General features: G+C 46.2%; 16 protein-coding genes. 5 read left to right on the forward strand and 11 right to left on the reverse strand.

Annotated features, from left to right (window positions below; genetic code table 11):
* Nucleotides 1-20 precede the first annotated feature (20 nt).
* The 3 genes from A8140_RS21660 to A8140_RS21670 form a co-directional block, all read right to left on the reverse strand.
* Entirely contained in the window at nucleotides 21-773 is a 753-nt protein-coding gene (locus tag A8140_RS21660) for a phosphatase (RefSeq protein WP_005532222.1), read from the reverse strand.
* 88 nt (nucleotides 774-861) lie between these two features.
* On the reverse strand, nucleotides 862-1,302 hold the full coding sequence (locus tag A8140_RS21665) for an SRPBCC family protein (RefSeq protein WP_005532223.1): 441 nt from the start codon (nucleotides 1,300-1,302) through the stop codon (nucleotides 862-864).
* Nucleotides 1,303-1,410: 108 nt separating this feature from the next.
* A complete protein-coding gene (locus tag A8140_RS21670; protein ID WP_005532224.1) occupies nucleotides 1,411-2,334 on the reverse strand; it encodes a DMT family transporter in 924 nt (307 codons plus the stop codon).
* A 142-nt stretch (nucleotides 2,335-2,476) separates the two neighbouring features.
* Here A8140_RS21670 and A8140_RS21675 point away from each other — a divergent pair, with 142 nt between their 5' ends.
* Nucleotides 2,477-3,379: a LysR substrate-binding domain-containing protein gene (locus A8140_RS21675; RefSeq protein WP_005532225.1), complete on the forward strand. Its 903-nt coding sequence runs from the start codon at nucleotides 2,477-2,479 to the stop codon at nucleotides 3,377-3,379.
* 162 nt (nucleotides 3,380-3,541) lie between these two features.
* On the forward strand, nucleotides 3,542-4,543 hold the full coding sequence (locus tag A8140_RS21680) for a S1 family peptidase (RefSeq protein ID WP_005532227.1): 1,002 nt from the start codon (nucleotides 3,542-3,544) through the stop codon (nucleotides 4,541-4,543).
* Between the two features lie 280 nt (nucleotides 4,544-4,823).
* On the opposite strand, the gene fliJ is transcribed toward A8140_RS21680, so the two are convergent.
* Genes fliJ through A8140_RS21720 form a run of 8 tightly spaced genes read right to left on the reverse strand, consistent with a single transcriptional unit; the run spans nucleotide 4,824 to nucleotide 12,889 of the window.
* The gene (gene fliJ / locus A8140_RS21685) at nucleotides 4,824-5,264 is read right to left on the reverse strand and encodes a flagellar export protein FliJ (protein WP_005532228.1); all 441 of its coding nucleotides are present in this window, start codon (nucleotides 5,262-5,264) and stop codon (nucleotides 4,824-4,826) included.
* A 28-nt stretch (nucleotides 5,265-5,292) separates the two neighbouring features.
* Nucleotides 5,293-6,645, reverse strand: coding sequence for a flagellar protein export ATPase FliI (fliI, locus tag A8140_RS21690; RefSeq protein ID WP_005532229.1), 1,353 nt, complete (start codon nucleotides 6,643-6,645; stop codon nucleotides 5,293-5,295).
* Complete coding sequence (fliH, locus tag A8140_RS21695) at nucleotides 6,638-7,393, reverse strand: flagellar assembly protein FliH (RefSeq protein ID WP_033000184.1); 756 nt, start codon at nucleotides 7,391-7,393, stop codon at nucleotides 6,638-6,640. The genes fliI and fliH overlap by 8 nt, the downstream gene beginning before the upstream one ends.
* Before the next feature lie 4 nt (nucleotides 7,394-7,397).
* Nucleotides 7,398-8,417 carry a flagellar motor switch protein FliG gene (locus A8140_RS21700; RefSeq protein WP_005532231.1) on the reverse strand — a complete coding sequence of 340 codons (1,020 nt, stop codon included), beginning with the start codon at nucleotides 8,415-8,417 and terminating at the stop codon, nucleotides 7,398-7,400.
* Nucleotides 8,380-10,131, reverse strand: coding sequence for a flagellar basal-body MS-ring/collar protein FliF (gene fliF / locus A8140_RS21705; protein ID WP_033000185.1), 1,752 nt, complete (start codon nucleotides 10,129-10,131; stop codon nucleotides 8,380-8,382). The genes A8140_RS21700 and fliF overlap by 38 nt, the downstream gene beginning before the upstream one ends.
* A gap of 3 nt (nucleotides 10,132-10,134) precedes the next feature.
* Nucleotides 10,135-10,491 carry a flagellar hook-basal body complex protein FliE gene (gene fliE / locus A8140_RS21710; protein ID WP_005532233.1) on the reverse strand — a complete coding sequence of 119 codons (357 nt, stop codon included), beginning with the start codon at nucleotides 10,489-10,491 and terminating at the stop codon, nucleotides 10,135-10,137.
* A 14-nt stretch (nucleotides 10,492-10,505) separates the two neighbouring features.
* On the reverse strand, nucleotides 10,506-11,837 hold the full coding sequence (locus A8140_RS21715; protein WP_033000190.1) for a sigma-54-dependent transcriptional regulator: 1,332 nt from the start codon (nucleotides 11,835-11,837) through the stop codon (nucleotides 10,506-10,508).
* Nucleotides 11,837-12,889 (reverse strand): MotY family protein, encoded by a 1,053-nt coding sequence (locus A8140_RS21720; RefSeq protein ID WP_033000187.1) that lies wholly within the window; start codon nucleotides 12,887-12,889, stop codon nucleotides 11,837-11,839. The genes A8140_RS21715 and A8140_RS21720 overlap by 1 nt, the downstream gene beginning before the upstream one ends.
* Before the next feature lie 387 nt (nucleotides 12,890-13,276).
* On the opposite strand from A8140_RS21720, the gene A8140_RS21725 reads away from it, so the two are divergent.
* The 3 genes from A8140_RS21725 to fliP are packed head-to-tail and all read left to right on the forward strand — an operon-like array spanning nucleotide 13,277 to nucleotide 15,246.
* Nucleotides 13,277-14,095 (forward strand): FliM/FliN family flagellar motor switch protein, encoded by an 819-nt coding sequence (locus A8140_RS21725; protein WP_033000188.1) that lies wholly within the window; start codon nucleotides 13,277-13,279, stop codon nucleotides 14,093-14,095.
* The gene (gene fliN / locus A8140_RS21730; protein WP_005532238.1) at nucleotides 14,092-14,460 is read left to right on the forward strand and encodes a flagellar motor switch protein FliN; all 369 of its coding nucleotides are present in this window, start codon (nucleotides 14,092-14,094) and stop codon (nucleotides 14,458-14,460) included. Before A8140_RS21725 ends, fliN begins: the two co-directional genes overlap by 4 nt.
* Before the next feature lie 18 nt (nucleotides 14,461-14,478).
* Nucleotides 14,479-15,246: a flagellar type III secretion system pore protein FliP gene (fliP, locus tag A8140_RS21735; RefSeq protein ID WP_005532239.1), complete on the forward strand. Its 768-nt coding sequence runs from the start codon at nucleotides 14,479-14,481 to the stop codon at nucleotides 15,244-15,246.
* Nucleotides 15,247-15,256: the final 10 nt, after the last annotated feature.

The raw sequence follows: 15,256 nt of genomic DNA on the forward strand, positions 1-15,256 counted from the left end.
AACCAAAAATGTAATCAAGTTTATGCGTTGCGAATCTCGTCATACTCTGCAATTGGCTTGCAGCCACGTAGCTCTAGGAAGGCTAAAAATTGTTGTGCTGAGTGGGTGATAACCTTACTGCTGTCGATACCAACTCTATCCATTAACTCACTAACCAAGCTTAGGTTACCCACATCGTGGCAGAAGTGCGCATCACTGCCCGTAGTGAAGAAGACACCGAGATCCTTACCGATTTGTGCAATCTCGTGACAGCGATCTACACTGCCCACTCGGCTGTTGCCTTTCAGTGTGGTGTTATTGATTTCAATCGCGACATTGCGCTCTTTTGCACACTTCAGCACGGCTTCAAAATCAAAGTCAAAGTTGGGGTTACCCAAATGACCTAGCGCATCTACACGGCCGTTTTTGATGATGTTCAACAGTGCTTCAGTATGCGTAGCGCTATCCGCAGGGCGAAATACTGGCTCGTGAAAGCTAGCAATCACCCAATCCAAATTGCGATCAACGCTCTCTGGAATGTCGATATCACCCTGAGTATTCATAATGTTGGATTCAACGCCGCGGATAATCGCAACACCTTCAAGAAAACGAGGCAGAATTTTTTGGTTAGAGAAGAACCAGTAATGAGGCGCCCCCGGCATTGACTCAGCGTGATCGGTCGTACAGAACATATCGAGTCCGTTCTCTTTTGCCGATTTCGCGTTTTCAATCAACGTACTATAAGCGTGGCCGCTGGCGTACGTATGCGTGTGGGTATCAACCTTAAGTTCCATCATCTACTCTCTTGGTGCGCAAATTGACGGCCCATTGTATACCCACAAGCAAGCTGTCGTCAGCCCAATCTTAGTTAGCAAACTAACCTTACTCTTCGCTGATGGTTTTGATCAAAGGCAGTGCCTTCTCCCAGCCGTGATTGAACATCGACACAAAATCACTGTGAGTATAAATGGTGATACTCAACAATAAGCGATCATCTAACGTGTCGATCTGATAGATCTCTCGTGATCCGATCCACTTTGAGGCTAGGTCGCCATCCAATTGCTGCCGATTATCTGGATTAAAGATGGCAACATGATGAAACTCGAGTTTGTGTAACGGCTGCACTGTATCAATGACCGCCCTCGTACCACCCATATCAGGGTCAAAAAAGGTAATATCACAACCCTCTTCCCATACACCATCAAATCGAGATTGAGGTGAAAAGGCTTGCGCCCATCGTTTGTATAATTCGACATCGGTCAGCACGCTCCATACGCGCTGAGGCGTCGCGGCAATCTCGACGTGATAGTTTAAAGTCAGCATATTTTCTCTCCCAGCACCTTTCTTGACGCTAGTTCAATCTAGTGAAAAATCAAACAGGCACTGACGTTTACACTTCATTTGTCACAGCTTGCTAGGCTAAACCTATCCTTAAGGTGTTTTAGGTCGCAGTAAATGTATACGGCGTGCCGAGAACCGAATCCAGCAGGTATTCATTACCGTCGCTAGGACAATTAAACTGATGCCCATAACCTGAATATCACTCATTTGGTCTTCAAAGAACGCCCATTGCCACACCGCGGTAAAAAGCAGGTTGGTGAATATAAGTGGCGCTAATTGAGATCCACTACTTACCAGCTGATACGCTTTTGAACGAAATACCTGCGTATTAATAATCAGCAATGACATCAAGAATATGAGTGCGGTATTCGGCGTTTCAAACGTGTTTATCGACAATGAGTTAGCCAACACACTCGAATCATTGACCAACATGAGTGGCAAGATAAATAGAGCAGCAACACCAAAGGTCCAAAAATTGATTTCTAGTGGTGATAGACCGCTCTTACTTGCTTTGTATAGCGTCAATTGAGAGCCTGAGTTCAATAACCCACCAGCAAGCCCCAGTAATAAGTCGACACGCCACGTAAACTCACCATCCGCACCAGCTAATAAAACGACACCAGAAAATGCCATCACAAGTGCGACTATTGTCGACATGCGGATTTGTCCACGCATAAAAAGCCTCTCCACAATTGGCATAAACAGTGGCCCGGTCGCGAACAGCACTACCCCTTCAACTAGAGTCAACGTTTGTAGAGAGGCGATAAAACATAACTGACACATACCAATGAAAAAAGCACGGAGCAAAATCGGTTTAATGGTATGGATGGTAGGTAATTTGAGATTTCTAAAGCGCAGCATGACCAATAAAATGAGAGCTGGAGTAAAGAAGCGTAAAAAACTGAACATGGTCACGGACAATTCGTCACTGAGCTGTTTTGCTAACAGTCCTGTAACAGATAAGCTTAACGTAGACATCAACATAAAGATGACGGGTTTATTTTCTTCTTTCATTGGATACTCCTTAATTCACGGAGTATTTTAAGAAAAGGCACAAGCGAGAAATAGCGAGTATTTTTAAACGCTAATGTAAGTAAAACTTACAATACAAAGTTGTTTGAAGATGAAAAAAGAAGGCATTAGGAGTAAAGATACCATGCGCAAGTTAGTCCCTTTGAAGTCCATCTACGCCTTTGTCGCGGTTGCCGAGACAGGCAGCATGACAGAAGCCGCTCAACTACTCTCAGTAAGCCATTCCGCTGTGAGTCAAGCCATCAAATCTCTCGAAAGCCAAGTGAATAAACCGCTGTTCGATCGAGTCGGTCGCCAAGTTCGTCTCAATAACGACGGCAAAAAATATTACCGCAAAGTCGCCCCTGCACTCGAGCAGATCGTTGATGCAACAGAAGCGCTCCTTCACGACCAAAATTCAAAACGGATTACCTTTAATATGGCCAATTCACTGGCCCTGCATTGGTGGATTCCTAGAATGTCGAGTTTACAAGACTTCGCTCCGCAACTTGATGTTCGCTTATCCAACCTTATTGGGCAGTTCAGTTTGGAACAAGAAGGTATTGATGCTGCTTTAGTGCACGGTAGCCCTCAAGAGTGGCAAGATTACTACTGCGAGAAGTTGAGCGACGATGAGTTAGTCCTGGTGTGCAGCCCAGAACTATTAGATCAACCAAATAGCCAAGACATCAAACAGCTGTTATCAACCTACCCAATTATTGAAGTCACCAATGACCGCCGCAAGCACGATTGGCAAATCTGGCAGGAACAAACTGGCATAGAAAGGCCAAAAGGAAAAAAACCGGTTACCTTTGACATGTCCATTCAAGCAGTACAAGCGACCATTCGCCGTCTGGGCTTGCTGGTCACACATCGATTGTTCGTAACAGATGACATCAAATACGGCCAGTTGGTCGAACTAGGACAGCCTATCGTTAATCCATCCCAACAATTCTACTTGATATGTCCACCGCATAAACTTAAGCATGAAGCCTTTCATTTGTTACGTTCTTGGCTACGACAAGAATTTAGTCAAACGAAAGCGTAACTTGTTGAGTATTAGCAAGGTATTAGCTAGGCATTAAGACATTTATTCGTTTTCTAGGTGAATAGAATAATGCCGGAATTGGTATAAAGTAAGAAGAGTACTTTCAAACCCAAGGACGGTTTTATGCGGTTGTATCATGTTTTTCTGAGTAGTGTTTTACTCATGGGACCACTGGCAGTTTGTGCAGAAACGGCGAATAACGGTGACGACTCTGATTTCACAACATTTATTATTGGCGGCCAACAAGCCTCTGCTAATCAACTCCCTTTCTTTGCTCGCCTAATATTGCACCGCACTGGCTCGCGTCAGTTTGCCAACATCTGTGGTGGTACGATCGTCAATGACCGCTACATCATGACCGCTGCACACTGTGTAGAATCGGACGTATTTACTGATGGTTGGACAATCAATGATCTTCGAGTCTTGGTGAAGAACCCAACCATGAATGATGTGTTTGTTGAAGAGTTCAAAGACGTACGTTCGATTACGATTCATCCAGACTACAATCCCAATGACCTGTGGATTAACGATATCGCCATTTTGGAGCTCACTCGTTCAATCACTGATAACGTTCAATCTATCACTTTGCCGCAAGACTTTGGTGACTACAGTAACCAGTCGGTGTACCAGGTTTTCGGGCTTGGGCAAACGTCAACCGACGACCAAACAGGACCGAATTACCTTCGCTGGGCAGAAATTCAGCCGCTCACCGATAGCCAATGTATTTCACTGGTGCCCGACTTCAACTCACAAGAAAGTTTGTGTGCGAATGGCTTTCCAGACCGCGATTACACAGGGATTTGTAGTGGCGATTCGGGCGGACCATTAACCTACCAGGATAACAACGGTAACTATCAGCAAATCGGTATTGTCAGTTATGGCTCTTCTAGATGTGAATCCCCAGCGATTCCAAGCGTATTTGCCGAAGTGTTGAATTACACCCCGTGGATCGAAGCACAAACCAGCGCTGGAACAAAAACAACTTATGATGCCTCGCTTGCGGCAACCGAGGATTATCATAGCGAAGGAGACTCCGGTTTTGACCCAGAAGATACCCTCAGTAACGACTTTGGCAACAATGACAGCAGTGGGGGTTCTATCGGGTCCGGATGGCTCGTATTAGGCGGTTTACTCACGTGGTTAAGACGCCGAGAATCCTTGTAGCACGTGGCTTTAACCTTAGTTACACTTTTTAGAATAAAAACCCCATTTATCGAGATTTTCCTATTCATTCCATGCCGATAATCCTGTTATTATCGGCTACCCAACCACTTTCAGATCAAACTCATGAATAATGCTGCATCGGATCGCCGTATTAAAGTTAAAGCGATGCTGTTTCTGACGCTTGGGGTCACCCTCTCTGTGTTTGCCGGATTTGCTCTATCGCAGATGTTTAGACGGACCGTTTGAAGTAAAGCCAGCACCTCAATCAGAGCTAAGCGCACTATAAGACTTTGCGCTTTAATCGAGAGTTGATGATATCTTCAATCAGCTTTTGTTCTTTCTTGGCTTTTTCGTAGTTTTGTTTAGCACGCCAACGTTCCAGCACCTTCTCCAAGCCTTGAACTCGAGCATGTTTGTACTCAAGGTGTTTTTGCACCGACGCGCATTCCGCCTGCATCACCGCTTGTTCGTGTTCGTGGTGACGCAGCATCTTTTGAAGCATTTGGTCTACGCGGTTGAGGTTCATCAAAGCCGCGCTATTGAGCACAGGAGTCGTTAATGCGGATTGTCCGGCATGGTTTTTCAAGGCAGAAAGCTGCGCTAACTGCATCGTAAGATGAGAGTGACGCTGACGCATAACATCAAGCTGCTGTCCCACTCTGTCACGCTGCTTTTCTTCCATCAGTTGCAGCTTGCCTACTGCCTTAAGTTTCGATTCCATCTAATTCCTTAATCCGCTTATCAAACTGCTACTGCTGTTCACTTTGAAACATCTGCGCTAACGCAGTCAAACTGGTTGGATAGTCCACCGCTTCATTGGCTGACTGTTGTAAATAAGCACGTAAATGCGGATACATAGAAACCGACTGATCCAACTCTGGATCTTGTCCGGGTTGGTATCCTCCCAGTGGTAATAACTCTTTCACTTGCAAGTAGTTGGAGTAAAGCTGACGGAAGTTATTCGCAATAGTACTGTGCGCCTCATGAGTGCAAGCATTCATGCAGCGACTTATAGACGCATTGATATCAATCGCAGGATAGTGGCCTTGCTCAGCCAATTGACGAGACAGCACTACATGCCCATCAAGGATCGCTCGAGCCGAATCCACAACAGGATCTTGTTGGTCGTCCCCTTCAGCAAGAACGGTATAAATCGCAGTCAAACTTCCGTTAGGGTTTTCGCTGTTCCCTGCTCGTTCGAGGAGCTGAGGTAACACGCTGAATACCGAGGGTGGATAACCACGTGAGGCAGGTGGTTCACCCAAAGAAAGGGCAATTTCACGTTGTGCCATAGCGTAACGTGTCAATGAATCCATCAGCAGTAACACGTCTTTGCCTTGGTCGCGAAAATACTCCGCCACACGATGGCAAAGTAGTGTCGCACGCAGTCGCATCAGAGGAGATTCGTCGGCTGGCGCAGCTACGATAATGGCTTTTTTACGTGCTTCTGGGGTGAGATTGCGTTCAACAAATTCACGAACCTCTCTACCACGTTCGCCAATTAATCCCACCACAATCACATCGGCCTCAGTGTTCTGCGTGATCATGCCCATCAAGACACTTTTACCGACGCCACTGCCCGCCATTAAACCGATACGCTGGCCTTTGCCTACGGTGAGCAAACCATTGATCGCGCGAACCCCAACATCTAAAGGCGTATCAACAGGACGACGCTTAAGCGGGTTGATCGGTTTAGGTTCAAGTGAAACACGATCTCCCCCCTTAAGCGGCGCACCATCATCAAAAGGTTCGCCAAGCCCATTCACTACACGTCCTAGCCATTGTGAACTGAGCTGAACCGTACTGTCGCCGTCAAGGGGGATCACCTTGGCGCCAGCGAACAAGCCACCTAAGCGGCGAATTGGCATTAAGTAAGCAACGGTATGATCAAAGCCAACCACTTGTGCCTCGATCATGTCGCCCTCAGCGGTTTCAACCAGACAGCGCTGTTCAAGTTTGAATCGGCACCCGACGGCTTGCAGCATTAAGCCGTTCACTTTGATCAAACGTCCCGTCACTCGCGCGACAGGAATCGAATCGAGTGACGCTAATGCATCACTCAATCGTTCGTTTAACAGCTCGTGGCTCAATGTGTTACTCATGCTCAGTGCCTACCTGTGGCATCGAGACTTCGTCAAGTAAGTGTTGCTTCACGTTATCCATACAGGCCTGCAGGCGTGAATCACAGCTCGCATCCGCCTCTGCATCCTCTGTCACAAGTTGGCATCCACCAACAGGTAGCTCTGCATTAGCGACCAGTTTCCAAGCCGTCGGTAAATCCGCGTTAATTTGTGTAATGCGCTCCAAATCCTGCGGGTTGAGATGAACAATCACGCTCTCTGCTTTGCCCGGCATGGCTGACAAGGTTTCATCGACCAGAGCCAGAATCTGTTGCGGCATCAAGGTGAGCTCCGCACGAATCACTTGCTGCGCGACTTTCTGCACCAATTCGCAGATCATATGACGTTGTTGTTGCTCTTTTTCATTCTGCCAACGAGATAAGACTTGGAACAGCTCATTGACTGGCTTCGCCGCTTCCACAAAACCCTGTTTTCCGGACTGCTCTCCAGAGATAAACCCCTTCTGGAAACCTTCTTTCTGCCCTTCCAATAATCCTTGTTGTTTGCCTTGCTCAATCCCTTGGTTGAGGCCTTCATCATGACCTTGCTGTAAACCTTGTTGGAAACCTGCTTCAAGCTGTTGTTGGATTTCCGCTTGGGTATCTTGCCAACCTTGATTTTCCATAGCGAAATCCTCTTCAATGGTCAATGGTTGCGCCAGCGGTGGAAAACGATGTAAGCGGTAGCCACTTGGTGGTAACCGCATGGTGTTAGTTCCTTTTTCGGCCATTGCCTTACTCCACCGTTTGCTCTTCATAAAGCATCAATTGGATTTCGGCTGCTTCATCAAGCTCACGAACCATCTGCATAATATCTTGACGAGCACGCTGCACTCGGCTCAGTACCACAGCACCACGCAGCTCCATATCATCTTCCAAAGCTTTGACCATACGTTGTGGCATAGAGCGTTTGATGGCTTGCTGTAAAGTAATCTCTGCACCTTTCAATGCAACAGCCCACAGCTCTAGTGGAATTTGCTGAACCAACGCGTCCATGGTTTCCTCACGCTGACGGCCGAGAACCATAAAGTCGAACATATTCTCTTCGATTTCGTTAACCACGTTCTCATCATGCAATTTGAGCATTTCCATCAAGGAAGCTCGGTCACCTTCAAATCGGTTAATGATATCCGCTGCTTGTTTTACGCCCGATACCGGTGTGATTTGGCTTGCAGACACTTTATCGATACATCGCTCCACCAACTCATGCAGATCGTTAGCAACTTGATGATCAATATCTTGCAATTGAGCGATGCGGAACAAGATTTCATCATGATAATCCTGAGGCAAGTGCATCAGGACCGCAGAAGAGCTGTCCGCAGGCAAGTAAGCCAAGAAGATCGCTTGCATCTGAGGGTGTTCATTGACGATGAAACGGGCCAGAGTTTCTGCTTCCACCCACTGCAAACGCTGCATGTTATTGCGGATTTCATCGCCATACAGGTTATTGAGTAAGCCCTTAGCCAGATCATTACCTAAAGCTTTGCGTAAAGTATTCGACAGATATTCTTTTGATGCCCCCCGAATACCACTGTGTTCACGGAAATCATCGAAGAAATGTTCGATCACATTGCAGGCAGAATCACTTTTGATGCCATTCAACTTCGCCATTGCACGTGTCACTCGCTGGGTTTCATCACGGCTAAAATGCTGTAGCACTTTAGCGGCTGCATCTTCACCCATACCCAACAGCACAAGCGCGGTTTTTTCTACATAACTAAGCGTCTGCTTTGACGTCAACTTTGCTGTGTTCATTGATGTTTACCCATTGTTTCAGAATTTCGGCTACACGCTCTGGCTCTTCGTTAGCAATAAGCTGTAGGTGTTTCAATTGAATCTCGAGTGGAGAACCCGCTGGCGGCAGCATGTCGCTGTTCACATCCAAACCAGACGATACAGCAATACCTTTCTCCGACAGTTTTCGGTCGAGAAGTTCTTCGCGCTCACGCTCTTCACGAGTCTGGAAGTTTTCGTATTGCGGTTCTTCTTGTGGCTCAGCAAATTCAAGTTCTTGAGCAGGCTTATCCGCTCCCGTTAAATGCATGATCAACGGGCGAAGTACAAAGAAGATCATCGCTAGACCTAAGGCACCGCCAATCACATAACGCAACGGTTGCTGTACCGTTGGGTCTTGCCACCAAGGCAGTGCTAGCGGCGCGTCTATCTCAATTGGGGTGAAGTTAAAGCTCATCAAACTCAAGCTGTCGCCACGCACATTCGAGATACCCACAGCATCCATGATCATGGTTGAAATTTGCGATTTATCCGCCTCACTCCACGCGACACCATCCGGTGCGGCTTTCGAGTTAAGCAGAACCGAAACGCTGAGCTTTTCAACCTGGCCTTGTTGGTACTGAGTTCGACGCACACTGCTGCCTACCGCATATTGACGATTCACTTCTGAACGAGCATTGGTGTTCTGGCTATCGTTAGTTGGCGTTTCACCCGTTACTGGTGGTTGATTGCTTAACGAGCCAGGAATACCTAACGCGATTTGGTCAACGGAGTTGTTTTGAATAGTGTGTTCATTACGAACGACTGGTGCGTTGTCGAGGATCTCTTGCGTCTCTTCGACTTGGCTAAAGTTCATATCCGCCGCAACTTGTACACGGAAGTTACTTGGACCTACGATTGGCGTTAGCATGTCAGCTGCACGTTGGATAATTTGCTTCTCAACGCTTTTTTGGTATTCAAGATATTTCGCGTTCACTTTGCCAGCTTCAGCTGAAGTCACATCCGCACTCAGTAGTCGACCATATTGGTCAATTACAGAGACAAATTCAGGCTTCATTGCTGTCACGCTACCAACCACTAAGTTGATGATAGCTTCGACCTGTTCAGGCTTAAGATCTTCGCCCGGCTTAAGCTCTAACATCACAGAAGCCGATGGGCTTTCCGTGTTTTGGCGCACAAACAAGGTTTGACGAGGAATCGCAAGGTGGACTCGTGCATTCGCTACGGCATTCAGCGACATGATAGTGCGTACTAACTCACCCTCTAAACCATGACGATAACGTGCTGTTTCCATAAACTGGCTAGTACCTAGCGAGCTGTCTTCTTTTAATGAGTCAAGGCCCGTTGGCAATTTCGCTTTCACCCCTTTCGAAGCGAGCAGCATACGAATACGGGCAACTTCACCCTCTGGAACCAATACTTGGCCGTTTTGCTCTTGCATGCGGTAGCTAATGCCTTCGCTTTCTAATACCGACACAATTTCACCGATGTCAAAACGCTCTTGTTGGCTGTATAACGGACGGAAGCTTTGAGAAGAACTCCAAAGCGCCACCACGATGATGGCCGCAACAATGGCCGCTAACACCGCAGATAATACAAGGTTACGTTGGCTGCTTGACCACAATTGCTTGATTTTATTGGTTACGTTATCCATTCCTCGATTTGAGGAGGGAACCTGAGTTGTACCGGCATACATTGCGGAATTACCGGCCACTTGAGTAGAAAGTTCTGACATGGGTTACACCGGCATCTTCATAATATCTTCAAAGGACATGACCACTTTGTTGCGCACTTGCATCAAAGCATTGAATGATAGACTCGCTTTTTGGCTGGCGATCATCGCGCCCACTAAATCATCACTTGCGCCCGTTTCGACGGCGGTCATTTTTTGACTCGCTACCGATTGATGCTGATTGACCGTATCCAGCACATTGGTCATCGCTTGTGAGAAAGACAATGGGGCGTTCAAAGATTGTTGATCTAACGGGTTTGCACTCACAACAAATTCTGGCGGCTGAACTTGCGTTCGCATCGCCTCCATTTTAGACAGCATTAATTGCTCTGCTGAGACTGCATTAGTTGGTTGACTTGCCATCTACTTTTCTCCTTTTAGGCAGCCGAGCCAAGCGCCGACTGTAAATCAATACCGTGTTCGCGCATTGCGGCGAGCTTGTAACGTAACGCTCGAGTAGATACTCCCAAAGCGTTGGCCGTTTTGGTTCGGTTTCCACCAAACTGACGTAATTTATCGAGAATAAACTGGAACTCAGCTTGCTTCTTCGCCTCAACGTGGCCAAAGCTTGAAACCGGTTCAGCGGAAGGCACAGACGTCAGCAATTCGATTGGCAGCATCAGATCATGTGCGGTAATGTAATCCCCATGACGCATGACAAGTGCACGTTGTATGACGTTTTCGAGTTCGCGAATATTGCCCGGCCAGTGATATTGGCTAAGGGCAGAAATGGCATCTTGAGATAGATAGCAGCGGCTACCGTCTTGGTATTTTCCAATAAAGAACTGGCTGATCGGCAAAATGTCTTCTTTGCGCTCTCGCAAAGGCGGCCAATGCAATGGCAGCACATCCAAACGGTAGTAAAGATCTTCACGAAATGTGCCTTTTTGCACCTCTTCGCGCAGGTCTTTGTTGGTTGCAGCGATCACTCGGATATCCAACTGAATCGCTTTATGACTGCCTACACGTTCTACTTCTCGCTCTTGAAGCACACGTAATAACTTCGCCTGCACCGCTGGTGACATCTCACCAATTTCATCCAGCAGAATCGTGCCACCATTGGCCTCTTCAAACTTACCGCTTTGCGAATTGGTGGCACCAGTAAATGCCCCTTTCACGTGGCCAAACAGTACTGCTTCCAACATAGATTCTGGAATCGCAGCACAGTTCACTGCGACAAACGGACCGTCATCACGAGGAGATTGCTCGTGAACGTAACGTGCCAGTACTTCTTTACCGGTACCAGATTCGCCAGTAATAAGCACACTGGCGTTAGTGCAGGCAGCGCGGTGCGCGAGTTGAAGCACTTGTTTACTGCGCCATGATTCAGCCACGATGTTCGCCAGTGGTTTGTCCAAGGCTTCCACTCGCTTGAGTAAGTTCAGCAATTGGTTCGTTTCAAAAGGGCGAAGTAAGTAATCCGTCGCCCCTGACTTCATTGTTTCCGCCGCCAAAATGCCCTGCTCTTGATCAACAATCGCAATCACCACACCAGCACTACGCTGCCTCTGATGACACGCGACAAACTCACGTACACACATGTCCGGTAAGTTTGAGCTGACCAACGTAATGCAAGCTCGCTCTTCCAATAGCGCGCTGCGACCAGTACGACTGTGTCTTACGGAATAACCAGCATTCCCAAGTACATCCAGCACTGGTTGAGCTAGGTGTTCATTTGGCTCAACCAACAAAATATCCATTTTCGTCATCATTGAACCTTTACCTTCTCTTGTTGGGGTTGTTGTTTTACTTCTGGTTTGCTTTTGCTTGTCGAGTGTCTGGCCAATTCATTTTTAGTAATCACACGCTCGTTATCTCGAACCAAACGCAGTGTCACTCGACGGTTTTTGGCTTGCCCTGCTTGGGTGTTATTACTGGCAATTGGGTATCGCGAGCCATTAGCACGAACTTCAATCAACGAACGGTCAACACCTTGTTGAACCAAAGCCTCTGCGACTTGCTCAGCACGCTGGCGAGATACATTTAAATTCGCCAATTGAGAGCCAACATTATCGGTATGGCCATCGACAAGAATTTTGGTGACGCGATCATCGACAGAAATGTAACTGTAGAGTGCTGCCAAGGTACTTTTTTGGCTGCGGCTTAATGTTTTTTGACCAAACTGAAATGGTAAATTCACATCACGAGCCTGGGAGTAAGATAACTTTGGCAGTTGATCTCGACATTGATTGAATGAGGCCAATGCATTTTGTATTTGAATGGTTGGCAGAGTGATACTGTTGAGAGTGGAACCTTCACCCCTACCAAGTGACAGCGTAACCCAACTACCAGAGGAAATGGATGTAAGTAGAGACTCTATACCATGCGAGAAAACGAACTGATTAGTTGCCGAGGTAAACGCAAGCGAAGCCTCTTCTTTTCTTAAAAGCTCTCTTTCCCACGGTGCACTCTCACTCAGCAATACAGCGCTGTTCCATTTATTGTTTTTATTGTGAACGTTGGCGATAAAAGAAACTCGGTTATTTGGTTCCGCGCGGAAATAAAACTTCCCCTCTGGAATATTTGTGTGCATTAAGTTGCACTCAAATTTATTTCCTTTATATAGCCAAGTAGAAAGATCCATTGGAACAGTGATTTTCTCACTCGCCGATGTAAAGCTAGACGAAGTTACACCAGCTAACAGGAATACTTTAGAAAATATTATCAAACGGCTTCTTTGTAGGTATTTATCACAATTCCCTGACATAGAAGGTTTAATTAAATATGCCATTGAATTATAAAATTTGGCACAGGTAATCATATAAATGCCCTATTATGAAATATTAAAAGTAGTCATAATTTCGTCAAAAAGCTCAAGCAAGCATTCATAAATAGACGTTTTTAGACCAAAAAAAACAATGAGTTACAAGGCTCAAATTGCGAAGGCTGTCGTTCTACCCATCAGCATTAAATGACATAACTAACAACAACTTAGCTAATTATTGTTATATTTTTTATTAACCATTTTATAAGTCAAAGCTAACTCTTTTTAATTTTAATTAAAAGTACCTGTAGTTAGATTCAAATCAACATGTGAACTAAAGTCACAATCTTTAAAGTTGAAACTAAAGGTTATTAAAAAAATTTGTGTAGACTGTCCGCTATTAAGTTAAAACAGTTAAGTTTGTTAACGCACGGTAAAATATAAATGGAAAGCAGAGTTAATGTGCCTATTTCCGACATCAAATTGCTTGATGTAGAGTTGCTAGGCAAACCTATTCATATCATTCGTGAGAAGCTCGAAAGCTTGATCTCAGAGTCTTGTTCGGGTCTAACCAATGAGTTACAAAATTGGATCAGTACCAACAAGATTGAAGCAAATTTAATTGCAGTAGAACTACATAGATTCTCGCCAACTTTATTAGATAAAGACCAAACCTCCACCTATCAACACAAAGATGGTGGCATGGCGTATATCCACGGAGACGCACAAACATTAATCAAACTAGCCGATCGCTTTTACGGCGCCGCAACGGAGCGTACTTCCACTTCTTTAACATCAAGTGACTTACGCCTTCAAGAGCGCATTAGCCGAATCATCATTGAGTGGCTTGCACCGCAAGAAATGTGGCAAACCTGCGAGTACGAAACACCAAAAGGTATCGGACTGCATGCTGAGCTATCTATCACGTTTGAAGATTTCCAAGGTGTTATTAACCTCAAGCTCGATAGCACCATGATTCAAATTTTGATCGAGCAGTTAGCCCTTCATGACGATACAGACTTGTATCAGCCGTTTTGTCGCTCTCTGGAATCAACGCCAGTGCGTCTCAATGTCGTATTGAGCAAGAAAACCATGGCGCTGAGTGATGTGGTCGGATTGCAACCAGACGATATTTTGCCCATCGAGCTTCTCAATACCGTGCCAGTAAGTATCGGTAACCAAACTCTTTTCTCTGGCCGTGTTGCAGAACAAGACGGCCAGCTTGTACTGATTTTTAACCCAGATAAGGAATCGCAGCGATGAGCGACGCCCAAGACAACCAAGCATTCGACGCCGATGATATAAACTTTGACGATTTTCAATTAGAAGATTTTGAAACAGAACAGGCTTCTGCTCCCGAGCCTATTGCAGAACGCGACCTAAGTTTCTTCAAAAGCGTCCCTGTAACGGTCACCTTAGAAGTCGCAAGTAAAGAGGTTCCTTTGGGAGACCTGATGAAAGCTGGTGAAGGCACAGTGATTGAACTTGACAAGCTCAATGGCGAACCACTTGATGTAAAAGTAAACGGCTCTCTTATGGGCCAAGCAGAAGTCGTGGTTATTAACGATAAATATGGCTTGCGCCTAATTAATGTGCATAACTCTGCGCTTAGCGGCGTAGGTCGATAAATTCAGGTGGGTTGTGCGATGAATCTTCTGAGTGACAGTCAGCGTCGGTTGCCTTTAATGGTGATTACATTACTTGGTATACTGCTGTTTGCGCTGCCAACCATGGCCGCTGACAATGGCTTAACCATCTTGTCCGTTTCCGACGGGGACACACAGCAAGAGTACAGCGTTAAGCTACAAATCCTGTTGCTCATGACAGCACTCAGTTTCTTGCCAGCCTTCGTTTTGATGGCCACCAGCTTTACGCGCATTATCGTGGTTTTGGCGATTTTGCGTCAGGCGTTGGGGTTGCAACAAAGTCCGCCGAACCGTGTTTTGGTTGGCATTGCACTGGCATTGACGTTACTTATCATGCGCCCCGTCTGGACCGATATTCACGACAACGCCTTCAAACCGTATGAAAATGGTGAAATTACCTTGATGCAGGCGTTTTCAGTGGCCGAAAAACCCGTTCGTAATTTTATGTTGGCACAAACCCACCAAAGCTCGCTGGAGCAAATGTTGCGTATTGCCAACGAGCCCATCGACCAAAACGTTGAAGACATTTCATTTGCTGTGGTGTTGCCCGCTTTTGTTATCAGTGAGCTGAAAACCGCGTTTCAAATTGGCTTTATGTTGTTTATACCTTTCCTGATCATCGACCTTGTCGTCGCCAGCGTACTGATGGCAATGGGTATGATGATGCTGTCACCCCTGATCATTTCGCTACCATTCAAGCTCGTCGTATTTGTTCTGGTAGACGGCTGGGCAATGACGGTCGGTACACTATCTGCCAGCTTTGGGTAGTGGAGGCGCA

It is taken from the genome of Vibrio campbellii CAIM 519 = NBRC 15631 = ATCC 25920 (genome assembly GCF_002163755.1).
Lineage (GTDB): Bacteria > Pseudomonadota > Gammaproteobacteria > Enterobacterales > Vibrionaceae > Vibrio > Vibrio campbellii.